This window comes from Microbispora rosea, from assembly GCF_044460045.1.
In the GTDB taxonomy this organism is placed as follows: domain Bacteria; phylum Actinomycetota; class Actinomycetes; order Streptosporangiales; family Streptosporangiaceae; genus Microbispora; species Microbispora rosea.
Window position 1 is genome coordinate 742,578 of record NZ_JBITJO010000003.1, and the last position, 25,076, is coordinate 767,653.

17 protein-coding genes and 1 pseudogene are annotated in these 25,076 nt (G+C 70.3%); 10 read left to right on the top strand and 8 right to left on the bottom strand.

The annotated features are described in order from the left end of the window. Positions 1–5 precede the first annotated feature (5 nt). Together ACIBK1_RS15670 and ACIBK1_RS15675 are read right to left on the bottom strand one after the other, a co-directional pair. Complete coding sequence (locus tag ACIBK1_RS15670) at positions 6–893, bottom strand: oxidoreductase (protein WP_396735427.1); 888 nt, start codon at positions 891–893, stop codon at positions 6–8. Positions 894–916: 23 nt separating this feature from the next. Then, complete coding sequence (locus ACIBK1_RS15675) at positions 917–2,368, bottom strand: MFS transporter (protein WP_396735429.1); 1,452 nt, start codon at positions 2,366–2,368, stop codon at positions 917–919. A gap of 201 nt (positions 2,369–2,569) precedes the next feature. On the opposite strand from ACIBK1_RS15675, the gene ACIBK1_RS15680 reads away from it, so the two are divergent. Then, positions 2,570–3,148: a TetR/AcrR family transcriptional regulator gene (locus ACIBK1_RS15680; RefSeq protein WP_363419504.1), complete on the top strand. Its 579-nt coding sequence runs from the start codon at positions 2,570–2,572 to the stop codon at positions 3,146–3,148. 65 nt (positions 3,149–3,213) lie between these two features. Here ACIBK1_RS15680 and ACIBK1_RS15685 read toward each other — a convergent pair whose 3' ends face one another. Continuing rightward, positions 3,214–6,786, bottom strand: coding sequence for a LamG-like jellyroll fold domain-containing protein (locus ACIBK1_RS15685; protein ID WP_396735433.1), 3,573 nt, complete (start codon positions 6,784–6,786; stop codon positions 3,214–3,216). Positions 6,787–7,181: 395 nt separating this feature from the next. Between ACIBK1_RS15685 and ACIBK1_RS15690 the strand changes: the two genes are divergently transcribed. Genes ACIBK1_RS15690 through ACIBK1_RS15705 form a run of 4 tightly spaced genes read left to right on the top strand, consistent with a single transcriptional unit; the run spans position 7,182 to position 13,572 of the window. After that, entirely contained in the window at positions 7,182–9,377 is a 2,196-nt protein-coding gene (locus tag ACIBK1_RS15690) for an extracellular solute-binding protein (RefSeq protein ID WP_396735435.1), read from the top strand. Further along, a complete protein-coding gene (locus ACIBK1_RS15695) occupies positions 9,374–10,180 on the top strand; it encodes a carbohydrate ABC transporter permease (RefSeq protein WP_396723098.1) in 807 nt (268 codons plus the stop codon). The genes ACIBK1_RS15690 and ACIBK1_RS15695 overlap by 4 nt, the downstream gene beginning before the upstream one ends. A gap of 29 nt (positions 10,181–10,209) precedes the next feature. Further along, positions 10,210–11,931, top strand: coding sequence for an amylo-alpha-1,6-glucosidase (locus tag ACIBK1_RS15700; protein ID WP_396735438.1), 1,722 nt, complete (start codon positions 10,210–10,212; stop codon positions 11,929–11,931). Between the two features lie 51 nt (positions 11,932–11,982). Next, positions 11,983–13,572 carry a serine/threonine-protein kinase gene (locus tag ACIBK1_RS15705; RefSeq protein ID WP_396735441.1) on the top strand — a complete coding sequence of 530 codons (1,590 nt, stop codon included), beginning with the start codon at positions 11,983–11,985 and terminating at the stop codon, positions 13,570–13,572. Here the strand turns inward: ACIBK1_RS15705 and ACIBK1_RS15710 are convergent. Beyond that, positions 13,547–14,026 carry an Lrp/AsnC family transcriptional regulator gene (locus tag ACIBK1_RS15710; protein WP_051762810.1) on the bottom strand — a complete coding sequence of 160 codons (480 nt, stop codon included), beginning with the start codon at positions 14,024–14,026 and terminating at the stop codon, positions 13,547–13,549. The two genes, ACIBK1_RS15705 and ACIBK1_RS15710, sit on opposite strands and share 26 nt — an antisense overlap. A 162-nt stretch (positions 14,027–14,188) precedes the next feature. Here ACIBK1_RS15710 and ACIBK1_RS15715 point away from each other — a divergent pair, with 162 nt between their 5' ends. Together ACIBK1_RS15715 and ACIBK1_RS15720 are read left to right on the top strand one after the other, a co-directional pair. Continuing rightward, on the top strand, positions 14,189–17,626 hold the full coding sequence (locus tag ACIBK1_RS15715; protein WP_396735444.1) for an indolepyruvate ferredoxin oxidoreductase family protein: 3,438 nt from the start codon (positions 14,189–14,191) through the stop codon (positions 17,624–17,626). Further along, on the top strand, positions 17,623–18,762 hold the full coding sequence (locus tag ACIBK1_RS15720) for an acyl-CoA dehydrogenase family protein (protein ID WP_396735447.1): 1,140 nt from the start codon (positions 17,623–17,625) through the stop codon (positions 18,760–18,762). The genes ACIBK1_RS15715 and ACIBK1_RS15720 overlap by 4 nt, the downstream gene beginning before the upstream one ends. Before the next feature lie 67 nt (positions 18,763–18,829). Here the strand turns inward: ACIBK1_RS15720 and ACIBK1_RS15725 are convergent. Both ACIBK1_RS15725 and ACIBK1_RS15730 read right to left on the bottom strand, forming a co-directional pair. Beyond that, positions 18,830–19,704 (bottom strand): annotated as a pseudogene (locus ACIBK1_RS15725) (integrase core domain-containing protein). A 48-nt stretch (positions 19,705–19,752) separates the two neighbouring features. Continuing rightward, entirely contained in the window at positions 19,753–20,718 is a 966-nt protein-coding gene (locus tag ACIBK1_RS15730) for a hypothetical protein (protein ID WP_396735449.1), read from the bottom strand. 250 nt (positions 20,719–20,968) lie between these two features. Between ACIBK1_RS15730 and ACIBK1_RS15735 the strand changes: the two genes are divergently transcribed. The 3 genes from ACIBK1_RS15735 (at position 20,969) to ACIBK1_RS15745 (ending at position 23,718) form a co-directional block, all read left to right on the top strand. Continuing rightward, on the top strand, positions 20,969–21,133 hold the full coding sequence (locus ACIBK1_RS15735; protein WP_396735452.1) for a hypothetical protein: 165 nt from the start codon (positions 20,969–20,971) through the stop codon (positions 21,131–21,133). 380 nt (positions 21,134–21,513) lie between these two features. Then, complete coding sequence (locus ACIBK1_RS15740) at positions 21,514–22,734, top strand: hypothetical protein (RefSeq protein ID WP_396735455.1); 1,221 nt, start codon at positions 21,514–21,516, stop codon at positions 22,732–22,734. A gap of 408 nt (positions 22,735–23,142) precedes the next feature. Beyond that, on the top strand, positions 23,143–23,718 hold the full coding sequence (locus ACIBK1_RS15745) for an NADPH-dependent FMN reductase (protein WP_396735458.1): 576 nt from the start codon (positions 23,143–23,145) through the stop codon (positions 23,716–23,718). Between the two features lie 3 nt (positions 23,719–23,721). Here the strand turns inward: ACIBK1_RS15745 and ACIBK1_RS15750 are convergent, their stop codons facing one another. Further along, a complete protein-coding gene (locus ACIBK1_RS15750) occupies positions 23,722–24,447 on the bottom strand; it encodes a VOC family protein (RefSeq protein WP_396735461.1) in 726 nt (241 codons plus the stop codon). Continuing rightward, a complete protein-coding gene (locus ACIBK1_RS15755; RefSeq protein ID WP_396735464.1) occupies positions 24,447–25,073 on the bottom strand; it encodes an HAD family hydrolase in 627 nt (208 codons plus the stop codon). The genes ACIBK1_RS15750 and ACIBK1_RS15755 overlap by 1 nt, the downstream gene beginning before the upstream one ends. Positions 25,074–25,076 lie beyond the last annotated feature (3 nt).

Sequence of the window (25,076 nt, forward strand, 5' to 3'; positions counted from 1 at the left end):
GGCCGTCACCGTTCGCCGTGCGCGAGGAGCCGGGCGACCGGCTCCTCGGTCAGCCCCACGACGCCGTCGAAGTCGGTCGAACGGCTGACGGCGGCCCAGCGCTCCGCCTCCGCCGCGCGGAGGCGGGACGCCTGCTCGGCCATGCGCAGCGCGTCGGAGCCGAGCAGCAGCCGCAGCGGCGGCTCGTCCACGTCGACCAGCCCGGCGATCACCCTGGCCGCCCGCCGGGGGTCGCCCGGCTGGGCGCCGTCCACCTCGCGCCGGTAGGCGTTGACCCGGCCGACGGTCTGCTCGTAGTCGGGTCCCACGGGCGGGATGCGCATCGACGAGCCGCCCCAGTCGGTACGGAACCCGCCGGGCTCGACGATGACCACAGTGATCCCCAGCGGCCGGACCTCGCTGTTCAGCACCTCCGAGAACCCCTCGACGGCGAACTTGGCCGCCTGGTAGGCGCCGAGCCCCGGCGTGCCCCCAACCCGGCCGCCGACCGAGCCGATCTGCAGGATGTGCCCGGACCGCTGCGCGCGCAGCACCGGCAGCGCGGCCCTGGTCATGGTGACGACGCCGAACAGGTTGGTCTCGAACTGCGCCCGGAAGTCCTCGTCGGAGGTCTCCTCGATGGGCGAGGAGTTCGCGTACCCCGCGTTGTTCACCAGCACGTCCAGCGAGCCGAACTCCTCGACGGCCAGCCGTACGGCCCGTTGCGCCGCCGCGGCGTCGGTGACGTCCAGCGCGACGGCGCGTGCCCGGTCGCCGTGGGCCCGGACGAGGTCGTCCAGCAGTTCCGGCCGTCGCGCGGTGGCCACGAGGCGGTCGCCGCGTTCGAGCACCTCCCGGGCCAGCGCGTGTCCCAGGCCCCGGGAGGCGCCGGTGATGAGCCATGTCCTCTGCATGATGTGTCTCCTTTGCGTGATGTTCAGCGGGCCGTGCCCACCGTGCCCACCGGGACCGCCGGGACCCGCTCGGCCGCCTCGGCGGCGGGCGCCGTACGGCGGCGCGCCCCCGGGACCAGCAGCGCAACGGCGACGGTGGCCGCCAGGGTCACGGCCAGCACTAGGAAGGCGGTGGTGAAGCCCGACTCGTACGGCAGGCCGTCGGGGCGCAGGTGGCCGGTGAGGACGGCACTGATCACGGCGGTGCCGATGGAGCCGCCGATGGTGCGGATGTTGGTGTTCATTCCGCCGGCGACGGCGGTCTGGCCGGCCGGCACGCTCTGCACGATCAGGTTGGTCATCGAGGCGTAGGCCAGGCCGAGACCGAGCCCGAACACGGCGGTCGCGGCGGCGAGCTGCCAGGGCCGGTCGTGCCAGAGGGCGATGCCGGCGCTCGACAGCGCGCCGAGCGCGCATCCCCACACGAGCTGGGCCTTGACCCCGGCGACGCGGGAGATCGGGCCGCTCACGGTGCCGGCGACGGCCATCGTGACGAGCATGGGCAGCATCAGCAGCCCGGCGCCGGTGACGCTCGATCCGAATCCGTAGCCCGTCACGGCCACAGGCATCTGCATGAACTGCGGCAGGAACGCGTACGAGGCGAACATGCCGGCGCCGAACAGCAGCGCCACCAGGTTGGTCGTCCACACGGCCGGAAGCCGCATCATGCGCATGTCGATCAGCGGGTCGCGGGAGCGCAGCTCGACCGCGATCCACGCCGCGAACAGCACCGCGGCGCCCGCGAGCGGCGCGATGACGGCGGCCGAACCCCAGCCCCAGGCCGGTCCTTCGCTGAGCGGGACCAGCAGCGCCACCAGCCATCCGGACAGCAGCGCCGCGGCCGTCCAGTTGACCCGGCCGGGCGTGCGCACCGGCGACCGGGGAACGTTGCGGTAGGCCACGAGGGCGGTGGCGACCACGATGATCGCCGGGATCCAGAACAGCCAGCGCCAGCCGAGGGCGTCGACGATCGGGCCGGCGAGCACGATTCCGACGCCGCCGCCGACCGCGATGACGGCCGACAGGATGCCGACGATCGAGGGCACCCGGGTGGCGGGGAACTCGTCGCGCACGATCCCGAACGACACGGGGAACACGGCCCCGCCGAGGCCCTGGATGATCCGGCCGACGATCAGGACCCCGACGTTGGGGGCGACGGCGGCGACGAGGCAGCCGAGCGCGATGGCGCCCAGTGCGACGAGCAGCGTGCGGTCCTTGCCGATCATGTCGGCGATGCGGCCCATCAGCGGCGTGGCGACGGACGCGGACAGCAGCCAGGCGGTGAGCACCCAGGTCACCGTGCTCTGACCGGTGTGCAGGTCGTGCTGGATGGTGGACAGCACGGGACTGACCAGGGACTGCAGCATGGAGAACGCGGCCGTGGCGGCTGCCAGCGCGAGGAAGGTCAGCCGTTGCGGCGAGGTGGTGCGTGACATCGAGATCCTTCGAGAGGAGGAACCGGCCCGGCGAGGCGCGCCGGCGACGCCGCCCCGGCAACGGGGACGGCGTGCGACAAGAACGACGATCAGGGGGCGTCGCGGGAGAGGACGCGAACGCGAATGTCCGCCTGCTAAAGTCGAGGCGTGCCTCCACATTAGCGGAGGGGTGCCTCCACTTCAACCTCGGGAGGAAGACCGGTGACGGAGAAGGCGGCCGAGGGCCCCCGGACGAGGGTGCGGCGTCCCCAGCGCGCCGACGCGCGGCGCAACTTCGACGCGCTGCTCTCCGCCGCGCGGGAGGCGTTCGCCGAGCACGGCACGGGTGCCTCGCTGGAGGACGTCGCCCGGCGCGCCGGTGTGGGCATCGGCACGCTCTACCGCAACTTCCCCACGCGGCAGGACCTGTTCGACAGCGTCTACCTGGACGAGATCGACGAGCTGTGCGACGCCGCGGGGCAGGTGGCGGACCTGCCGCCGTGGGAGGCGCTGGCCGCCTGGCTGCGCCGGTTCGTGGACTACGTGGCCACCAAGCGGGCCATCTCCGAGGCGCTCAATCGCGACTCGGAGATGATGCGGTCGAGCAGGACCGCGATGTACGAGGCGGGGGGGCCGCTGTTCGACCGGGCGAGGGAGGCCGGGGAGGTCCGCGGCGACGTGACCTTCGACGACGTCCTGCGGATGATCTCCGGTATCACCGGGGGCGGGTTCGTCGACGACGAGCAGCGTGAGCGGGTGCTGGGCATGGCGCTCGACGGCCTCCGGGCCCGCCCGGCCTGAATTCCGCCGAGAACAAGAATGCCGGGCGGGGCCGTCGGCCCCGCCCGGCTGAGGTGCCCGGCGTGTTACTTGACGATCGGCGTCACCGCGATCTTGTCGATGATCGGGGCGTACCGCGATCGGAGCAGGATGTCGGGGAAGGTCTCGGAGATGTAGGTGGCGCCGTCGAAGTTCGGCAGCTCGCGTGAGGCGAAGGCGACGGTGTTGGCTCCCCTCTTGAGCTGGACGGGGATGGTCAGCTCCCAGAAGTTGTCGGCGTGGAAGGAGTGGGGGAACCAGGCCCGCCGCGGTGCGGCGCCGTTGACCGAGATCTCGGCGTGGCGGGCCAGCGGGTCGGGGTTGTAGTGGGACGCGGGGGACTGTTCGGGGTTGGAGTAGCGAACCGTCAGCGCGTACGTCCCGTTCTCGGGCGCGGTGACGTCGAAGGTGAGGGTGCCGGCGTCGCCGGGGGCGCCGCCGATGTCGGTGACGGCCTTGCCGCCGCTCGCCAGCGGATAGGCGGCCACCTTGGCGGCGCCGGCGACGTGGGCCGACTCGGCCTCGTACCAGGCGGGCGTGAGCGCGCCCTCGGTCTTCTGGACCGTAAGCCGGTCCAGCCGCACCCTGCCCGTCCGCGCGGTGTAGGTGATCTTGTTGACGCCGCCGGACAGGAACGCCTTGATCTGGGAGGACCCGGACGGCTCGGCGATGTCCTGCCCGTTGACGGTCAGCGTGCCCTTGCCGCCGCCGCGCAGGTCGACACCCAGCGTGGACTCGCCGTCGCCGGGCGAGTAGACCCAGAACGTCGCCGCCTGCCCCTTGCGCAGGTCGGCCACACCGGAGCCGGACACCTTCTTCTCGCCGTAGGCGGTGCGCGCTCCGTCGAGCGTGGCGTACTCGGCCTCGTAGACGGACTCGCTCGCGGCCGGGTTGGCGAGGGTCAGGTCGATCTTGTCGATGATCGCGTCCCCCTTGGTGGCGCGGGTGCCGTCGAGGCTCCTGGTGGCCAGGGTGATCGTGTGGTCCCCCTTCGACAGCGTGACCTTCGTGTCGGTGTGGTCCCAGACCACCCACTTGTATCCCAGCGGAAGGTGGAGCTCCCGCTCGTCCTTGCCGTCGACGCGGAGGAAGACGTTGGTCGGGCCCTGCTCCTGAACCGCGCCGTAGGTGTTCAGCGAGTTCGCGAAGACCGACAGGTCGTACGTGCCGTCCTGCGGGACCGACACCGGGAAGTTCAGCGTGACGTCGGAGCCGGTGCGCAGCCCGCCGACGTCGTAGCCGCCGGAGGTGTAGAACTTGCCGACGTCGGACGGAGTCCCCTCGGGGCCGTTGCGGCTGTACCCCGTGCCGGTGTGGCCGGCGTTCTCCGCCTCGTACGTGGCCTGCCAGAGCGTGGTCGCCGGAGTGCCGGAGGAGGCGTGGTCGCCGGGAGTGAGGATGATCTGGTAGGCCGACGACTCCTTCAGGGCGGGCAGCGCGGACCCGAACTCGAAGGTCACCGCGCCGTCCGTCACCTTCTGGTTCAGCTCGGCGACGACCCGGGGCTGCGCGGAGTCGCCGACCTGGCCGGTCCAGGGGATCTCCTGGATCAGGGCGTGCACCGTGCCTCCCAACAGCGCGGTGTCGACGTTGGCGAAGTGGACGCCGACGAGACCGGACGCTCCGCCGAACAGCGCGCGGGCCTGCGCCTTGGCCTTGTCGAGCGTCGCGACGCCCTGCAGGGTGTAGCTGACGTTCGGCCGCGGCGGGGTGACCTTGACCGTGTCGCCGGTCATCTGGCCGTAGGCGTGGAGCAGCCACCACTGGCCGTTGCCGCGATTGGCCTGGACGGCCGAGTCGGACAGGTTGCCGTCGATGTTCCAGTAGGCGATGTCGGCGTCGACCTTCGACTCCTCGATGGCCGAGGCCCACTGGACCATCTGGCCGGGCACCGACGTGTGGTAGTTGAAGGCGTACTCGTCGAGGTTGATCGGGAGCTGCCTGCCCTCGTACGGGGTGCCCGCGAAGATGGCCTGCTCCCACTGGCGGTACTTCGCCACGTTGGTGCGGATGCGGGCCGGGTCGCCCAGCTCGTGCCAGGTCATGACCTCGGGGACCGTCCCCGCCTGCACGGCGTGCCGCAGGAAGCCCTGCACCTGGTCGTACAGGACGCTGGTGTTGGGGCCGGCGATCCTGGCCTTCGGCAGCTTGCCCTTGATCAGCGCGTTGACCTCGTCCCACGCCTTGAAGTAGTACTGGGGGTCGCTCAACCAGCTGATCTTGTTGTAGCTCCACGTGCCGGTGCCGAACATGTTGCCCTCGGGCTCGTTGAACGGCACGAAGACGATGTGGTCCTGATATTTCGGGTCGAGAGTGCGGACCTGGTCGACTTGTTTGGCGATCTTGGCTTTGAAGTCGTCCAGCCTGGCCTGGGGCGTGGTGCCGGGCCACTCGTAGGGGAAGCCCCGGTAGATGTCGGTCATGTAGATGTACACGTCGCCGCCGGTGCTGTCGGCGAGCGGCTTCACCACCTCCAGCGCGTCCGCGCCCGGGTGCTGCGGGCCGTCCTGGGCCTTCGTCGCGACCGTACGCAGCCGCATGCCCTCGAGGAGGTTGGAGGTCGGCACGCCCTCGCCGTACACGCCGTACAGGGTGCCCGACGCGCCGCCGTGGAAGGCGCCGGTCTCGGTGCCGAGGTCGATGGTCAGGTCGTTGGCGACGACGTCGACCGTGGCCTCGACCGTGGTCCCGTAGGCGGTGCCCTTGACCGTGACCCGGCCCGGCTTGGCGTACGCGGCCGGGTCGACCGCCTCCCAGACGACCGGAACGCCCCGGCGGATGCCGTCGGAGAACTGCGCGTTGACGGTCGCGGGCAGTGCCGGTGCGATGCCCGGGTAGGTGGTGATCGCGAAGGAGGCCTGGTCGACCTTGGTGACAGTGGCCTTGTGGTCTCCGGCGAGCGCCGCGACCTGCTCGGCGTCCATGGCGGCGTCGTAGACGCGGAAGTCGTCCAGATCGCCGGCCAGGAACGGGTGCCCGCCCCAGAACGGCTTGCCGAGGAAGCCCGAGGTGGTGTTGCGGTCGGAGTGCATCACCGCGGCCAGGTCGATCTGGGCGGTGGTGCTGCCGATGGCCACGCCGTTCACGTAGTAGGTGAGGGTCTTGCCGTCGATCGTCGTGACGAGGTTGACCCACTGAGCGGTGGGCAGCTTCTGCGCGCCCGGCACCCCCACCTCGGCGCTGCCGTTGACCGGTTTGATGGACGATCTCGTGGTGGCGTCGCCGGCGTAGGACGGGGTGACGAAGGTGGCGGTCGCGTTGTCCTTGCCGAGGTTGTAGACCCACTGGAAGTCGGGGCCGCCCGCCCACTTGAGCCAGGTGGAGACGGTCATGGCGTGGCGGTCGCGGAACAGGCCGTTGGGGATCGTCACGAAGGGGGCGGTCGTCGAGCCGGTCGCCCCGCCGGGGAGTGACAGGGCCTGCGTGCCGTCGGGACCCACGGCGGTCTTGGCCGAGCCCGGGTTGGCCAGGGCCCCGTCGAGGCCGGAGGGGGAGCGGTCCTCGACGACGCCGCTCGACAGGTCGCCTTCGAAGTCGTAGTGGAGGACGAGTGCCGGTGCGGCGGCGCTGTCCGCCGGAAGGGCGTGCGCCGGCGCAGCGGCAAGGGGGATCGCGGTCATCGCGAGGACGGAGGCGAGAACGGCATGAGGCGCGCGCCTGCGTGCTCGCCCGGACAAGGGTACGGCCATGCGCTGTCCCATTCGCGGGGGGCTGAGTGATGTAGGGGTCGGGGCCAGTCGAATCGCTTCAGCGAATCGATTCGACTGGACGATAAGCGTGCTGTCGCAAAGCGGTCAAGGTCCGGAAACCCTTCCGGCATGTCATCGTCATCTCGCCGACACGAGCGATCCGACCCGCCATCCGACCCGCTGTCCGGCAGGCGTCTCCGCAAATCGGGCCGCGTACCCCATTGACGCGCGCGCCGAGCCGGGCCTATCGTCGGCGAACCGATTCGCCGAATCGGTTCGACTCAGATCGGAAACAGGCGCGTAACGCTGCCAGTGGAGGTCACGTCATGAGACCAGGTTTCAGCGGCCGGCGTGCGGCCGGGATGGGTGCGGCGGTCCTCGTGGCCGCCACCGGGCTGGCCGCCTGCTCGTCACAGCCCGACGGCGCCGGCGCCCCCTCGGCGGGCGCGGGCCAGTCCGCCGCTGGAGGCGGGACCTACACGATCTGGGACCCCTACCCCCAGTACGACAAGAGCTCCGACTGGGTGAAGCTGCTGGACACGTGCGGCACGCAGGCGGGAGTCACGGTCGAGCGGACCGGCTACGACACCACCGACCTGACCAACAAGGCGCTGCTGGCCGCCCAGCAGGGCAACTCGCCGGACGTGCTGATCGTGGACAACCCGGTCGTCTCGACGCTGGCCGAGGCCGGCGTGCTGACGACGACAGAGGAGAACAAGCTCGACGTCACGTCGATCGCGCCGAACCTGCTCGCCGCCGGCCAGCTCGGCGGCAAGACGTACGGCATCCCGATCGGGGCCAACACGCTCGCCCTCTACTACAACAAAGAGGTGCTGAAGAAGGCCGGGGTGGACGCCGACTCGGTGAAGGACTGGGCGTCGCTGACCGCGGCGCTGGAGAAGGTGAAGGCGGCGGGCAAGAAGGGCATCACGTTCTCGGCGATCGGCACCGAGGAGGGCAGTTTCCAGTTCCTGCCCTGGTTCTGGGGCTCGGGCGCGAACCTCACGAAACTGGACTCGCCCGAGGGTGTCGCATCGGTGGCCCTGTGGGCCGACTGGCTCAAGAAGGGCTACGCGCCCAACTCGGTCATCAACAACACCCAGACCACGAGCTGGCAGGAGTTCGCGACCGGGGACTTCGCCTTCGGCGAGAACGGCACCTGGCAGCTCGCCAACGCCAAGAAGACCGGCTTCGACTACGGCATCATCCCGATCCCCGCCAAGGACGGCGGCACCGCCCCCGCCCCGACCGGCGGCGAGTTCGTGAGCATCCCGGTGCAGTCGGACACGGCACGCTACGCCACCTCCCAGAAGCTCGTGAGCTGCCTGACCAGCACCGACAACTCCCTGACCACCACGACCACGCTGTCGTACATCGCGCCGACGGAAGCGGTGCAGACCAAGCAGGTCGAGCAGAACGCCGAGCTGAAGGTGTGGGTGGAGGCGGTCAAGGCGGCCAAGGGCCGCACCAGCGACAACCTCGGCACGAAGTACCCGAAGATCTCCGAGCCGATGTGGGGCGATGCAGGCCGCGCTGAGCGGTTCCACGGCACCGCAGGAGGCGATGGCGGCGGCGCAGTCGACGGCGGCGAGCGCGACCCAGTAATGAGCATGAGCCGAGCGACGAGAACGCCGGCGCGCACCCGATCGGGGCAGTGGGCGGCGTGGGCGTTCCTCGCCCCCGTCGTCCTCTACCTGCTGATCTTCTACGCCTACCCGCTGTATCGCAACGTCGAGCTGAGCCTCCGCAACTACACGGTGCGCTCGTTCGTGCAGGGGGACGCGCCGTTCGCCGGATTCGCCAACTACGCCAAGGTGTTCGCCGACGCCACCTTCGCCCCGGCGCTGTGGCACACCATCGTGTTCACGGTGGTGTCGCTGGCCTTCCAGTTCACCATCGGGCTCGCGCTGGCGGTGTTCTTCAGCCGGAACTTCCGGCTGTCGGCGACGCTGCGGGCGCTGTTCCTGGTGCCGTGGCTGCTGCCGCTGATCGTGTCCGCGTCGACCTGGTCGTGGATGCTCAACAGCGAATCCGGCGTGGTCAACGCCGCCCTGAGCTGGGTCGGCGCCGGTCCGGTCAACTGGCTGACGTCGCCGGACTGGTCGCTGTGGTCGGTGATCATCGCCAACATCTGGATCGGGATCCCGTTCAACCTGGTCGTGCTCTACAGCGGCCTGCAGGCGATCCCCTCGGCGGTGTACGAGGCGGCGGCGCTCGACGGGGCCGGCCCCTGGCAGCGGTTCTGGCGCGTGACGTTCCCGCTGCTGCGGCCGGTCTCGGCGATCACGCTGCTGCTCGGGCTGGTCTACACGCTGAAGGTGTTCGACATCATCTGGATTATGACGAAGGGCGGCCCGAGCGACGCGTCCACGACGCTGGCCACCTGGTCCTACCGGCTGGGCTTCGGCAACCTGCTGCCCTCCTTCGGCCCGGGCGCGGCGGTGGGCAACCTGCTGATCGTGATGGCGCTGGTCTTCGGGCTCGTCTACATCCGCGTGCAGCGACGGCAGGCCGCGGCATGAGGCGGCTCAAGACCGTCGCCGGGCTGGCGCTGACGGCCGTGATGCTGTTCCCGGTCTACTGGATGGTCAACGTCTCGTTCACCCGCGACCAGGACATGCGCAAGTCGCCGCCCTACTGGTTCCCCGTGCACGGCACGCTGGACGGCTACCGCGCGGTGCTGGAGCAGCAGGGGCCCTACCTCGCCACCAGCCTCGTGGTGGGGCTGGGCACCGTGGCCCTGACGCTGGTGATCGCGGCCCCGGCGGCGTACTCGCTGGCCAAGCTGCGCCCGCGCGGCGGCGGCGTGCTGAGCTTCGTGCTGCTGATCGCGCAGATGATCCCCGGGATCATCATGGCGATGGGCTTCTACGCCATCTTCCTCACCACCGGCGTGCTCAACACCGTTCCCGGGCTGATCGTGGCCGACTCCACCCTCGCGGTGCCGTTCGCCGTACTGATCCTCACCACGTTCATGTCCGGCATCCCCGAGGAACTGCTGCAGGCGGCGCGGGTGGACGGCGCCGGGGTGATGCGCACGTTCGTCTCGATCGTGCTGCCGGTCTCCCGCAACTCGGTCATCACGGTGTCGCTGTTCGCGTTCCTGTGGGCCTGGTCGGACTTCGTCTTCGCCTCCACGCTCGACCAGGGCGGCGCCCATCAGCCGATCACGCTGGGGATCTACCACTACATCGGCAACAACAACCAGGAGTGGAACGCCATCATGGCCACCGCCGTGGTCGCCTCCATCCCGGCCACCGTTCTGCTCATCGTCGCCCAGCGTTACGTCGCCGCAGGCGTCACCGCCGGCGCCGTCAAGGACTGAGCCTTTTTTCGAGAAGGGACCCCCTCTTCATGACCGTCGCCGCTTCAGGCCCGGTGTTCTCCCTGCGGGAAATCCCGTTCAGCTACCGCGGCTCCTGGTTCGGCTTCTCGCCGGTGGTCGCCCAGAACACCTACGCGCGGGACGTGCATCTGGTCTCCCACCAGACCGGCATGCATCCGATCCTGCGGCTGGCGCCGTCCGCCGAAAGCGATGTCACCGCCACGCCCCACCGGCTCACCTGGAGCGGCGCCGACGGCCGGATCGACCTCGCCTACGAGAACGCCGACACGGTGCGGCTGCGCGGCCGGGGCCTCGGACTGAGCCTCCTGGCCGCCGACCCCGTCCTGACGCCGTTCAGCGGCCCGTACTTCTACCAGGATCCGGTGGACGGATCGTTCGTCTTCACGGTCTACCAGACCGGACGCCGCTATCGGATCACGGTGCTCGCCGGGCAGGCCGAGGCGCGGGGCGCCCAGGCACTCGGCGCCGCCGAGCGGGGCGTCGTCCTGAGCGGCGAATGGGAGATCGCCGTCGAGGAGTACGAGACCGCCCGCGCCCCCTACACGCGCACGGGCGCCTTCGAGGAGGTGGCCGAGGCGGCACGGGCCGAGTTCGACGCGTTCACGGCGGCGGTGGCGCCCTGGCGCAGCGACCGGACGCCCGCGGCCGAGCTGGCCGCCTACGTCCTGTGGTCGGCGACCGTGCGCCCGGCCGGGTTCGTCACCCGGCCCGCCGTGCTGATGTCCAAGCACTGGATGGACAAGGTGTGGAGCTGGGACCACTGCTTCAACGCCCTCGCCCTCGCCGGCGGCCTGCCCGGCCTGGCGTGGGACCAGTTCCTGCTGCCCTTCGACCACCAGGACGCCGCGGGCGCGCTGCCCGACTCCGTCACCCACTCGGAGATCCTCTACAACTTCGTCAAGCCGCCCATCCACGGCTGGGCCCTGCGCCGCCTCCCGGAGGCGGCGGAGGCGGATGAGGTCTACCGGCTGCTGGAACGCTGGACGACCTTCTGGCTCACGGCGCGGCGTGTCCCCGGCCGGGAACTGCCGCACTACCAGCACGGCAACGACAGCGGCTGGGACAACGCCACCAGCTTCGACCCCGAACGCGTCGTGGAGACCGCCGACCTGGCCGCGTTCCTCGTCCTGCAGATGCGCGAGCTGGCCCGCCGGGCCCCCGACCCGTCCGCGGCGGCCCACTGGTCCGGCGCCGCCGACCGGATGCGCGACGCGCTGCTCGCCGAGCTGTGGACGGGGGACCGGTTCGTCGCCCGCGGCGCGCACACGGGGCACACCTGGTCGAGCTCCAGCCTGCTCGACCTCATGCCCATCGTGCTCGGCGACGAGCTCCCCGAGCCGGTGCACACGGCGCTCGCCGCACGCATCGCCGCGCATCTGACCGCCTTCGGGCCCGCCACCGAGCACCCCGAGTCCGAGCACTACCAGGACGACGGCTACTGGCGGGGACCGATCTGGGCCCCCTCGACCGTGCTCATCGAGGACGGCCTGCGCCGCGCCGGGCACACCGGGCTCGCCGACGAGATCAGCGCCCGGTTCCGCGCGCTGTGCGAGCGGTCCGGCTTCGCGGAGAACTTCGACGCGCGCACCGGCGAGGGGCTGCGCGACCGCGCCTACACCTGGACGGCCGGCGCCTATCTCATCCTCGCCGCCGCCCACGAACGGCGCGGCGAAGGGCGGGCACAGCCGGAGGACGCCGCGGCCTCGTCGCGACCGCGGACCCCCGCGTAACGCCGTCCGTTCCCGCCCCGCCCGCCCGAGAGGATAGGTTGGCTCCCGATCATGAGGGGCGCGAGTGGCCATGGGGAGGTGCGGGACGTGGTGCCGTCCACGCTCGGCGGTCGTTACGAGCTGGAGGAGCTGATCGGCCAGGGCGGGATGGGCGAGGTCTGGCGGGGCCGGGACCTGCGGGCGCACCGCCCGGTGGCGGTGAAGATCCTCACGCCGCAGGTCGCCGGGGTCGCCTCGCGGGAACGTTTCGCCCGCGAGGCCAGGGCCGCCGCCCGCGTCGTCCACCCGAACGTGGTGACGGTGCTCGACGTGGGCGAGCAGGACGCGCGGCCCTATCTGGTGATGGAGCTGCTCACCGGCCGCAGCCTGGCCGCGGAGCTGCTCGACCGCGGCCGGTACGGCGTGGCGGAGGCGTGTCACCTCATGAGCCAGGCCGCCGCCGGCCTGGACGCCGCGCACCGCGCCGGGGTCGTGCACCGGGACGTCAAGCCCGCCAACCTGCACCTCACCGCGAGCGGCGTGCTCAAGGTGGTCGACTTCGGCGTCGCCCAGGTGGCGACCGAGGCGGCGCGGCTCACCATGGTGGGCACCGTCGTCGGCACCGCCGCCTACCTGGCTCCGGAGCAGATCGACGGCAGGGGCGGCGGGTCCGCCTGTGATCTCTACGCGCTGGGGTGCGTCTGCTACGAGCTGCTGTGCGGGCACCCGCCGTTCACCGGGTCGGCCCCTGAGCTGGTGTATCAGCACATCCACCAGGCCCCGGCGCCGCCCAGTCGGCACCGCCCCGACATCCCCGCCGAGCTGGAGCGCCTGATCATGGCGTTGCTGGCCAAGGACTCCGCCGCCCGGCCCGCCGACGCGGAGGTCGCCCGCCGGATCCTGGCGGCCGTCGCGCTTTCGGCCGAAAGGCCGGCGTGGGAGGCGGGAGCACCCACTCCGCCCCCGTCGCCGACGCCGTACGCGGGCGGCGCGCGTGCGGGCGACACGGCGCTGCTCGACACCCCGCTGCTCGACACCCCGCTGCTCGACACCGCCCCGCCCGGCACCCTGCCGCCCGGCGTGCCCGCGGGGCGTACGACGGGAGTGTCGCCCGAGCGGCGCACGCTCATCCGGCTCGGCGCCGCGGTGGCGGGGCTCGCCGTGGTCACGATCGGGGTGGCGGCTCTGTCCGACGGCGGCGGGCAGGCGGAACCCGCGGCCGCGGCCCCGTCGCCCACCGCCACCCATGCCGGGACGTCACCCACCCCGGTGCCCCGGGTGACCAGGACGACCTCTCGGCCGTCCCCGAAGCCGTCCCCAAGGCCGTCTCCCACGCCGTCCGCGCGCCGCGTCTACCGGAGCTACCAGGAGTGGCTGGCCGCCTTCGACCGCGCCGTGCAGGAGCAGGAGAGGCGGGGCGGCATCGAGCCGAAGCTGGCCCGCGACGCCCACGAGACGATCAGGAAGACGGCCAGGGACATGTCCGGAGGCCACGGCAGAGGGAGAGACCGGGGCGGGGACAGGGGCGACAAGGCTGCCCGGCGCGTCGGCGACCTGCTGGTCAAGCTGCGGCAGGAGTACCGGGCCGGCAGGCTCGCCGACGGCCCGCTGACCGACTTCCTGAACGCCGGCGGCCTCAGTGTCCGGGGGAACGGCGACTGAGATCCTCGACCGGCCCGAGGTCGCGGGTCCACGAGCCGAGCACGAGCAGGGTCTTGGTGCCGGTCACGTCGCCGGCGCGGCGCAGGCGGTCGATGACCTGCTGGAGGTGGCCGAGGTCGCGGACGCGGACGTGGATGAGCGCGTCCGGGTCGCCGGCGATGGTGAACACCTCCTGCACCTCCGGCACGTCCGTGGCGGTACGGACGATCTTGCCGACCGGGGTCGTGCCGGGGTAGCGCAGCTCGGTGAACGCCTCGATGCCCCAGCCGAGCTTGGCGTAGTCGATCCGCACGGTGAAGCCCGTGATGACGCCGATCTCGCGCAGGCGGTCGACCCGCCGCTTCACGGCGGCCACCGACAGGCCGATCTCGGCGGCCATCTCGGAGAAGGTCCTGCGCCCGTCCTCGCGCAGCAGACGCAGCAGCCGATGGTCGATGTCGTCGATCTCCGCCATGGGCTACTTCCTCTCCACCCGGTACGGCGCAAGAAACAGTAGCGCCTGAGGCGGACTCGTCCATATTTTTGCGTCTTGGCGGCCGGTTCTCGCGCGATGCTTGCGCGTACGCCCGGAGCGTTGGTGTGCTGTGGGTCACTTACCGACCTCAAGGAGGTTCGCGTGTCCCCGCCCGTGTCCACGCCTCCCGTCTCGCTCGACGACAAGTACGCGGCCGAGCGCGGCACCGTGCTGATCTCGGGCGTCCAGGCCCTCGTCCGGCTGACCCTGGAGCAGCGCCGCCTCGACGCCGCGCGCGGCCTGGACACCCGGGTCTTCGTCTCCGGATATCCCGGCTCGCCGCTGGGCGGGGTCGACCTGGAGATGGCCAGGGCCGCGCGGTTCCTTGAGGAGGCGGGCGTGGTGGCCCGGCCCGGCCTCAACGAGGAGCTCGCCGCCACGGCGGTGGCGGGCACCCAGCTTCTCGCCCAGGTGCCGGGCCGCAGGCACGAGGGGGTGACCGGGTTCTGGTACGGGAAGAACCCGGGCCTCGACCGGGCCGCCGACGCGATCCGGCACGGCAACCTCGCCGGAACGGCGCCGCTCGGTGGCGCGGTGGCCTGGATCGGCGACGACCCCGGCAGCAAGTCGTCGACTGTGCCCAGCTCCTGCGAGCCGATGTGCCAGAGCCTGTCGATGCCGCTGCTCGCCCCCGGCTCCGTGGCGGAGGTCGTCGAGCTCGGGCTGCACGCGGTGGCGCTGTCGCGGGCCACCGGCCTCTGGGCCGGCCTGAAGATCGTCGCCGACGTCGCCGACTCCTCCGCCACCGTCGACCTCGGAGCGCTGCGCGAGACGATCCGGACCGGCATCCCCGTGCCGGACCGCGCCGACCGCGGGGCGCCGCCCACCCTGGTCGGCCCGGCCTCGCTCGAGGCCGAGCACGACATGCTCACCCGCAGGCTCGGCCTCGCCCGCGAGTACGCCCGCACGCACGGCCTCAACCGGGTCGCCCACGACGCGCCGCGCGCCACGACGGGCGTGCTCGCGTCCGGCACCTCCTACGCCGTCGTCCTGCGCGCCCTCGCCGACCTCGGCCTGGACGAGGCCGCGATGGACCACCTCGGCCTGCGGCTCATCCGGCTCGCCATGCCGTTCCCGCTCGCCTACGACGATCTCGCCGCCATGACCGAGGGGCTCGGCCGGGTGCTCGTGGTGGAGGACAAGGTGCCGTTCCTGGAGGGGCACCTCAAGCAGGCGCTGTACGACACCGGTATGCGTCCCGACGTCATCGGCCGGGAACTGCTGACGTCGCGCGGCACGCTCGGCGCCGAGGACGTGGCCGGGGCGCTCGCCACCTGCCTCGGCCCGGACCGCCTGCCACGCCAAGTGGCCATCCTGGCGCCCGCCCCTGCCCGGCGCCGCGTCATGCTCCCGCTGGTCGCCGCCCGCACGCCGTACTTCTGCTCGGGCTGCCCGCACAACGCCGCCACGCGCGCCTCCGATGACACCTTGGTCGGCGCGGGCATCGGCTGCCATGCCATGATCGCCTTGGACGGCAACGGACGCGGCAGGCAGGTCGGCATGACGCAGATGGGGGGCGAGGGCGCCCAGTGGTTCGGCCTGGCCCCCTTCACCTCCGACCGCCACTTCACCCAGAACCTCGGCGACGGCACCTTCCACCACTCCGGTTCCCTGGCCGTACGGGCCGCCGTCGCGGCCGGCGTCTCGATGACCTACAAGCTGCTCTACAACGACGCCGTGGCGATGACCGGCGGGCAGCGCGCCGAGGGCCGCCTCGACGTGCCGGTGCTGACGCGGTGGCTGGCCGCCGAGGGCGTGCGCCGGATCGTGGTGACGACGCCGGAGCCGGAGACCTACCGGGCCGTCCGGCTGGCCCCGATCGCGTCCGTACGGCACCGCGACGATCTCCCGGACGTGGAGAAGGAGCTCGCCGCGATCGGCGGGGTGACCGTGCTGATCCACGACGACCGCTGCGCGGCCGAGGAGCGGCGGCTGCGCAAACGCGGCAAACTGCCCACGCCGAAGGCCAGGGTGGTGGTCAACGAGCGCGTGTGCGAGGGCTGCGGCGACTGCGGCGACGCCTCCACCTGCCTGTCCGTCCAGCCCGTGGAGACCGAGTTCGGCCGCAAGACCCGCATCCACCAGGCGTCGTGCAACTCCGACCTCAGCTGCCTCAAGGGCGACTGCCCGTCGTTCCTGCTCGTCGAGCCCCGCTCCAAGGTCTCGCGTGCCGTGTCCGAGCCGCCGGTGGCGCTGACCGAGCCGGTGTCGCGCTTCCCGGAGCGCTCGGTGCTGCTGCGGATGCCCGGCATCGGCGGCACGGGGGTGGTGACCGTCTCGCAGATCCTGCAGATGGCCGCCCATCTCGACGGCCTGCACGCCGCCGGGCTCGACCAGACCGGGCTGGCTCAGAAGGGCGGTCCCGTCGTCAGCGACGTGCGGATCTCCCCGCAGCCGATCACCGGCTCGGTCCGCGCCGCCCGCGGCACCGCCGACGTCCTCGTCTGCTTCGACGTGCTCGGCGCCGCCGCGGACGACACCCTCGCCGTCGCCGCGCCGGGGCGGACGGCCGCCGTCGTGAACACCGCGATCGTGCCGACCGCCGCCATGGTCACCGGCCGCACCGCCCTCTCCGGGCCCGAGGACGCGCTCGCCCGCATCGCGTCGGCCACTGCGTCGGCGGCCGGCCTCCACCTCGACGCAGGCGCGCTGTCCGAGGCGTTGTTCGGCGATCACATGCCCGCCAATCTCGTGCTCGTCGGCGCGGCCTACCAGCACGGCTGCATCCCGATCTCGGCCGGCGCGATCGAGCGGGCCATCCGTCTCAACAAGGCGGCGGTGGAGCAGAACCTGGCGGCCTTCCGGTGGGGACGGGCCGCCGTGATCGACCGCGAGGCCGTCTTCCGGGCCGCGATCCCCCAGCCGGAGACGGCGGCGCCGCCCGCGTCCGAGGGGCTGGAGGAGACCCTCGCCGTACGCGTCGCCGACCTGACCGGCTACCAGAACGCGGGCTACGCCCGCTCGTACGCGCTGGACGTGCGCCGGGTGGCCGCGCTGGCCGCCGAGCGGGCGGGGGAGGAGGCCGGCGTGCGCGTCGGGCTCGCGTACGCCCGGGGGCTGCACAAGCTCATGGCGTACAAGGACGAGTACGAGGTCGCCCGGCTGCACCTCGACCCGCTGGAACGGGCCCGGCGCGAGCGGGAGTTCGGCCCCGGCGCGGCCGTGTCGGTGCTGCTGCACCCGCCGCTGCTGCGGGCGATGGGCCTCAAGCGGAAGATCAGGCTGCGCCGGTCCGCCGGCGTCGTGTTCCACGGGCTGCGGGCCGCCCGCGTGCTGCGCGGCACCGCGTTCGACGTGTTCGGGCACGCCGCCGTCCGCCGGGTGGAGCGTACGCTGGTCGTGGAGTACCGCGAGCTGGTGAGGCGCGCGCTCGACCGGCTGACCCCGGCGACCGCCGCGGTCGTCGCGGAGATCGCCGCCCTGCCGGACCTGATCCGGGGGTATGAGGACATCAAGCTCGCCCGTGTCGCGGAGTTCCGCGACCGCGCCGCCACCCTTCTCGCCGAGCTGGACGACCCCGTCCTCCAGGAGTCATCGTGACCGTCGACCGTCTGCTGCCCGGCCCGGACGCCCGGGACCTCATCGAGCTGACCCGTGAGATCGCCGACAAGGAACTCGCCCGCCGCGTCGACGAGCACGAACGCGCGGAGACCTACCCGGAGGGGCTGTTCGCCACGCTCGGCGCCGCCGGGCTCCTCGGCCTGCCCTACCCGGAGGAGTACGGCGGCGGCGGCCAGCCGTACGAGGTGTATCTCCAGGTGCTCGAGGAGCTGGCCGCGCGGTGGGCCGCGGTCGCGGTCGCGGTCAGCGTGCACACGCTGTCCTGCCTGCCCCTGGCGGTGTACGGCACGCCGGAGCAGCGGGAGCGCTGGCTGCCGGACATGCTCGCCGGGCGGCTGATCGGCGGCTACAGCCTGTCGGAGCCCCAGGCCGGGTCCGACGCCGCGGCTCTGACCTGCAAGGCCGAGAAGACGGAGGACGGCTACCGGATCACCGGCACCAAGGCCTGGATCACGCACGGCGGCCTGGCGGACTTCTACGCGCTGTTCGCCCGCACGGACTCCGGCCCGCGCGGCGTCTCCTGCTTCCTCGCCCCCGGCGCCGCCGACGGCCTGACCTTCGGCCGCCCCGAGGAGAAGATGGGCCTGCACGCCGTCCCCACCACGACCGCCCACTGGGACGGCGTGCTGATCGGCGCCGACCGCCTCATCGGCGCGGAGGGGCAGGGCCTGCCCATCGCCTTCGGCGCGCTCGACTCCGGCAGGCTCGGCATCGCCGCCTGCGCCGTCGGCCTCGCCCAGGCCGCGCTCGACGAGGCCGTGGCGTACGCCAAGGAGCGCGAGACGTTCGGCAAGAAGATCATCGACCATCAGGGGCTCGGGTTCCTGCTCGCGGACATGGCCGCCGGCGTGGACTGCGCCCGGGCGACGTATGTCGACGCGGCCCGCCGCCGCGACGCCGGCCTGCCGTACGGCAGGCAGGCCAGTGTCGCCAAGCTCGTCGCGACCGACACCGCGATGCGGGTCACCACCGACGCGGTCCAGGTCTTCGGCGGGTACGGCTACACGCGGGAGTTCCGCGTCGAGCGCTACATGCGCGAGGCGAAGATCATGCAGATCTTCGAGGGCACCAACCAGATCCAGCGCCTCGTCATCAGCCGCCACCTGGCCATGTAGCTCCTGACCTGCGAGAGCCCCGCTTCCCTGTGCCGGGAAGCGGGGTTCGTTGTATTGGGATTTAGTTCTAGTAGATGTACTCCCCAGGGAGGTTGGTGACGCGGCTGATGGGTGGCTGGCGCTTTCAGCGCGGTGTGTCCGAGGTGATGGTTGTACATGTGCAGCCAGGGATCAAGCGCGGCGCGGCGTTCGGCTCATCAGGCGTAGGGGCGGGCGTAGGCCCATTCGTCGGCCAGAGTGCGGTGGAAGCGTTCGACCGCGCCGTTGGTCTGCGACCGGTAGGGGCGGGTCCGTTTGTGAACGACGCCCAGGCCGACGCAGGTAACCGCCCACTGGTGGGACTTGTAGCACGCCGTTGTCGGTGATCACGCGCTGGATGGTTTCACGTTGTGGGCGGCGAACCAGGCCGCAGTTCGCGTCAGGAAGGCGGCGGCGGTGTCTTTGCGCTCGTCGGAAAGGATCTCGGTGTAGGCCAGGCGGGAATGGTCGTTTAGCGCGGTGTGCAGGTGGCCGTAGCCGATGACGAGTTTGTTGGGACGCCGCCGGGTGGTGGTGGCCTGCTTGTTCTTGTTGCCCTGGGCGCGACCGACGATGCGGTGCCCGCCGCCGTCGGGGATGTCGCCCAGCTTCTTGACCTCGATGTGCACCAGCGAGCCGGGCAGGTCGTGTTCGTAGCGGCGCACGCGCCGTCCGGTGACCCGAGGCGGGCGGCGATTCGGGCCGGCCCCCACCGGCGGGTCACCCGTAGTTTCACGATGGGCCGCTCGGTGTGCGGGTCGCTTCGGGCACGGCTGTGGTGGGGGCGGCTGGGCCGGCCGCCCCCTGGACGCGGTAGCGGCGAACCCAGCGAGCTGCGGTGGTGTGGGAGACCTGGAAGCGTTCGGCCGCGCGACCGATGCTCCAGCCGTCCTCGACGATGCAGCCATGAAAGCCCTCACCCATGCAACCCCAACGGTCACCTTCCTCGACCGACGTCACCCACGTCCACACCTAGATATCCGGCAGTTCCGGTATTCGCCATGTGATTAAGAAACGTTGTTCCGGAGGAAGCCCTGGCCGGCCGACTGTCCTGCCTTCTTTGACGAGGTAGGTGAAGATCAACAGGCGGGCTTCCTCGGAGACTTCCGGCCAGTTCTCCGGGGAGATCGTCATAACCTCCCTCATGAGGCTCGGGTCCGACTCTGCGCGCGTGACCTCCTGGCGCTCCTCCTCGTCGAGGCTGTCGTCGCAATAAAACGCTCTAATCGAACGCGCCAGTAGGTTCGGCTCGGTGCGCAGGCGCCGCACAATCTGGTCACAGGCGAAGTCGAAGGCCTCTCGGGCCGTGCCCTCATCCATCTCCTGGCCGGGAAACTGGTAGCCGAAGGGGCTGCCCTTCTCTTCGCCCACGTACTCACCCTTCAGAATGCGCAGCAGGGCGTACAGGAAGAACTCAGCACCGAACTCCTCGATGAGACGGAGGCTGAGCTTCACCCACTCCTCTTCAGAGATCAGCGGGTCGTGTCGAGAGGTGAGCGTCGGGTCGAGCTCGACTGCGTTGAAGGGGTTGATCATCACTCCCGCCATCATCTCGGGTGTCCAGGAGCCGCCATCATCGCCCCAGCTCCGCGCTAGGACGAATTCCCGTGCCGACTTCAGGGCGCCTACGTCGCCTTCCTTGACTGCGCGCCACAGGGGAAGGAAATGCGCCACCTCGGTAGCAGGATCCCGCAACGGCCGACAGGAGCCGGCGAGGAAGGAGACGATCGACTCGATGGTCTCCCAGCGGGGCGTCCGCAAGCCCTTGAGCGCGCTCCGAACGCCCTCGTGGCTCACCGTCGCGGAATAGGAGCCGTCCTTGATCGAATCACTGATCCGGCGGTAGCTGGGCCGCCCAGCTGCCCGATGGAGCTCCTGAAGCGCCGTTGTCAAGCTTCGAAGAGCATCGTGACTTTCAGGGTTCGGCGAGGTCGCCATCGCAGCATCCTTACTCTTTGCAGGTGTCAGATTTTGTCAACAGTTTAGGGATGGCGGGGAACGCGGTTGCCCCGGCCGAGCCCGAGACATGCGCTGAGTTCGAGTGCCCGCCGGATTGCCAGGGGCGCCACGATGTCGAACACATCGACTGCGGTCCCGACGACATCTATGAAGCGTTGGCACGGCATGGCGTAAGCGTTCGGGAAGAGGACACTGGCCACGAGGACGACATGAACGCGGAGGTGTCCTCGTGAACTGGAACACCCTGACACTCTTCATGCTCGCGGGTTTCGGCTTTCTCACCCTCGCAATCACTCAACTGAGGGAGATTTTGGCCAAGCTCCCTGAGCTGATTCGGATGTTCCGCACGGTTCGCCGCGCGATCGACGAAAAGCGGAGCGAAGCAGGAGAGTGACCGATCGTGCTGGCTTCTCGTTCTCGGAACACAGTCGTATCTGACGTCTCGCAATTCCTGGGTGAGTGCTGTGGCAGGCGGTTGGCCGTTCAGCGGCTTGGTCAGGGTCTCATCTATGAGGGAAGCTCAAAGGCGTTGCCTGCTTGCCGCGGATCCCAGTCGCGACAGAGCGCCATGTGTGTGACCGCCGTAACAAGCGCTGGCCAGCTACCGGTTGCGGAGCCCCAGGCCGACGCTGACCGGCCTGCTTGGCGGAGGTGGACGTTCTAGCCAGAGAGCTGTCCGGAATCTGAAGACGCTTCAGAGGGACGACGTCCATGTCACACTCGTGGGGCCTGCCGACGAAGGGGCGACTCATGCGACCTCGCTACAAACGCTTCGTGCTCGCAAACTACCGTCGTCACATCCTGGGAGTTATCGACTATGTCAACGAACTTGCCGAGACGATTGACTTCGGAGATACTCCTGAGTCTGTAGCGAAGCGAGCCGAAGTGCGGCGAGCAGCGATCTTCGCGGCGCTCCGTGGGGAACGATATGAGGCAAGTCTATACTCTTTGCTCATTGACAAAGTTCCTCTCGTGCCAATGGGCGTTCTGCTGGCATCCGCACTGGGCCTGTCGGCTGCAGTATTGACTCTCGCAGTCCAGTTCGATACCGCTTCGGTTGTTGTTTATCATTTACCGTGGAATCGCTACGGTATCCTCTGTCTGGGACTGGCGCTCGGCGGCATGATTGTCAGCAGGAGAGTGATAAGGAGGATTGTCTCGAACGTCGCTGAACTGAGTCCGCTCGGCTACCTTGCAGTTTTCGTCTTCGGCTTGGCTTTCACAATTCCATTATTGGTGACTGTCGTGTCATTCATGGTGAATCCCGTCTCGGGTCAGGATTTACTCCGACTGGGGTACGCGGTCGCGGTTCCCGCATTCATTGTCGGCCTGCTAACCCAAGCTGTCGGCGGCAGGCTCGGCAGGATAGTCGAAGACATAGCGCGTACGAGGTGCGTTCGACAGCCGCTCGATCCGGTGATAATTCACCTGCTTGCGGTGACGGCCTACTTCTACAAGTATCGAACCTTCTGGACACATGGCTGGAGGATACGCGAGTTGCGCCGGTACGCCGAGTGGGCGGCGCGCCGCATAGGGGATCAGTCATTGCTTGATTCCAGGACTAGGCTGATGGAGTTCCGGCTACGGCGCGAGATCCGCGCCGAGTACCGTAAGTTAGCTGAACTCATCCGATTGCATGGCATCAGGCTGGCCCGGGTCAGGACCCGCGAGGATTACATAGACCTCTGCGAATCGCTCCGGATAGGTCTGCTATCGTCAGTCAAGCAGGATTGGCAGGCTCTGGTCGAGCATGCACCAGAAATTCCCCGCTACATCAAATTGGGTCGTTTTCTTCGCGTTGCGGCAGCTCCCCTGATGCTGACGGGTGCCGCAGTGGCGATCGGCTTCCTTCCCGGAGTCGACAGTCAGTCGATAACCAGCGTCAGAATTCTACTGGTCGTCGGTGCGATCCTTTCGTTCGCACCCGTAAGCGACCAGGTATCGACCACCATCCGGTCGACATTCGACAAGGCCCTCCCTTGGTCCAAGCAGTGAATGACGACCCCATCCAAGGGCGTCGTTGCTGAGGGCTTTGCCAGAGCTGGAGCCGTACGATGGCTGGCTTCGCTGTGGGCTGTCGAGCGGTGCCACGGGCGTGCGGGGATGGGCGGACGCGGGGGGTAGCAGTAGGTGTTGATGGTAAACGGCACAGTTGTGACGCTCCCGCCGATGCTCACCCCCTGCAAGGCCACTGGGTACCCACGGCGGCCTCGATGTCCTGGGGTGGGGCTGCGGATGAAGCGAGTTCGACCGGCTGCGGCTCGCTGCACACATCGGCCCTACAGGGCGGCACGCACGGCTCGGCGATGGCCCCGGGAATCGGCGCACCCCGATCGGTGTTCATCGCGATCAGAGCGTACTGTTAAGTGCGTTATGTCCGCTTAATGGTGTTTTGGGGGAATTGTGGAGAAGCCTGTTCTGCAGATCGTCATCGCCAGCACGCGTCCCGGGCGGGTCGGGCTACCGGTCGCGGAGTGGTTCCGCGAGCGCGCGGCCGCCCAGGACGCCTTCGAGGTCGAGCTCGTCGACCTGGCGGAGGTGAACCTGCCGTTCATGGACGAGCCCAACCACCCCCGCCTCCGGCAGTACATCCACCAGCACACCAAGGAGTGGAGCGCGACCGTCGAACGCAGCGACGCGTTCGTGTTCGTCACGCCGGAGTACAACTACGGCTTCAACGCCGTGCTGAAGAACGCCCTCGATTTCCTGCACCACGAGTGGCACTACAAGCCGGTCGGGTTCGTCAGCTACGGCGGCGTCTCCGCGGGCACCCGGGCCGTTCAGATGCTCAAGCAGGTCGTCACCACGCTGAAGATGGTGCCGTTGTTCGAGGCGGTCTCGATCCCCTTCGTCGCCCAGCTCCTCGACGAGGAGGGCCGCCTGCAGCCGAACGAGGTCATGAACTCGGCGGCGGACGCGATGGTGGCCGAACTGGCCCGGCTCGCCGCCGCGCTGCGGCACCTGCGCCCCGCCGCCTGACGGTCACCCCGGCAGTGAGCCGGTCTCGGGGTCCCGGCGCGTGAGGCAGTAGACACCGCCCGCCGGGTCGCGCATGACCAGCCAGTGCCGCCCCCGCGTCACGAGCACCGCGCCGTGCCGCTCGTGCCGTACGCGAGCGGCGTCGGGGTCGGCGCAGGCCAGGTCGACGTGGGCCGACCGGCCGGGACCCTTGTCGAGCCGCTGCAGGAGGATCCGCACCGGCATTTCCGGCATCGCCAGCACCGTGAACTCGGGCAGCGACCCCCGGCGCGGGGACCACCCGGTCAGCGCCGCCCAGAAGGCCACCTCCTCCTCGTACGCGCCGGGCGCGATGTCGAGGCAGACCTGGTCGAGGCGGGTGCCGGCGAAGACGGGCGGCCGCCGTGTCGTCCCCTCTCCGGGGACGAGACAGAACGCCCTGCCCTCTGGGGAGCGCAGCACGGCCCAGTCGCCGTGGTCGGCGGCGACGGCGGCGCCGAGCGCCACGGCCCGGGTCAGCGAGGCACGGACGTCGTCCACCTCCAGGTCGAGATGGGCGCCGCCCCCGTCGCCCACCGCCTGGATCTTCACGCAGGCGTCGCCGCTCGCCGGCAGCAGCGTGGCGAACTCCCCGTCGTCGCCCCGCCGCGGCGACAGGCGAGTGCCGGTGACGGTCGTCCAGAACGCCGCGGCCTCCTCGAATCGGTCCCCGGGCCTGTCGATGAAGGCCAGCACGCGCCGCACCGTCATCACGGAGCCTCTTCGAACAGCGGGAGCAGCGCCGTCTCCAGGTCCGCCGGGGCGCGGTAGACGACCCCGGTCATGCCGAGCACCCTCGCCGCGTCGACGTTCTCGGCCCGGTCGTCCACGAACAGGCATCGCTCCGGCGGGACGCCCGCGTGCCCGGCGGCGATCTCGAAGATCCTTGGGTCGGGCTTGGCCACCCCCACGTCGTAACTGCTCACGACGTGGTCGAAGGCGTCGTGCAGCTCCAGCTCGCGCAGGTGGGCGGCCAGTTCCGAGGTGGCGTTGCTGACGAGCACGACGGGGACGCGGGCGCGCGCCCGCGTGAGCAGCGCGAGCACCTCCTCGTCCGCCCAGGTGCGGGCGGCCAGCCAGTCGGCGGTCAGCGCGCTCGCCCGCGCGGCCGAGCCCACCAGCCCGGCGAGGACGGGAACGGCCGAGGCCAGCCACTCCTCGCGGGTCACGAGCCCGGTCAGGGCGGGGACCACCAGGGCCGACCGGCCGGCCACCCGCGCCACCGTGCCCGGCTCCACCCCGTACGCCCGCTCGATCTCGGCCTGCTGCTCGAAGTCCTGAAATTTCAGGACGCCGTCGAAATCGCACAGCACCGCGTCGAACGTTCTGGCCGCCATGGT

Coding starts and splice junctions, on each gene's coding strand:
- ACIBK1_RS15670 (WP_396735427.1), bottom strand. CDS start 893: ATGCAGAGGACATGGCTCATCACCGGCGCCTCCCGGGGCCTGGGACAC.
- ACIBK1_RS15675 (WP_396735429.1), bottom strand. CDS start 2,368: ATGTCACGCACCACCTCGCCGCAACGGCTGACCTTCCTCGCGCTGGCA.
- ACIBK1_RS15685 (WP_396735433.1), bottom strand. CDS start 6,786: ATGACCGCGATCCCCCTTGCCGCTGCGCCGGCGCACGCCCTTCCGGCG.
- ACIBK1_RS15690 (WP_396735435.1), top strand. CDS start 7,182: ATGAGACCAGGTTTCAGCGGCCGGCGTGCGGCCGGGATGGGTGCGGCG.
- ACIBK1_RS15695 (WP_396723098.1), top strand. CDS start 9,374: ATGAGGCGGCTCAAGACCGTCGCCGGGCTGGCGCTGACGGCCGTGATG.
- ACIBK1_RS15700 (WP_396735438.1), top strand. CDS start 10,210: ATGACCGTCGCCGCTTCAGGCCCGGTGTTCTCCCTGCGGGAAATCCCG.
- ACIBK1_RS15705 (WP_396735441.1), top strand. CDS start 11,983: ATGAGGGGCGCGAGTGGCCATGGGGAGGTGCGGGACGTGGTGCCGTCC.
- ACIBK1_RS15710 (WP_051762810.1), bottom strand. CDS start 14,026: ATGGCGGAGATCGACGACATCGACCATCGGCTGCTGCGTCTGCTGCGC.
- ACIBK1_RS15730 (WP_396735449.1), bottom strand. CDS start 20,718: ATGGCGACCTCGCCGAACCCTGAAAGTCACGATGCTCTTCGAAGCTTG.
- ACIBK1_RS15750 (WP_396735461.1), bottom strand. CDS start 24,447: ATGACGGTGCGGCGCGTGCTGGCCTTCATCGACAGGCCCGGGGACCGA.
- ACIBK1_RS15755 (WP_396735464.1), bottom strand. CDS start 25,073: ATGGCGGCCAGAACGTTCGACGCGGTGCTGTGCGATTTCGACGGCGTC.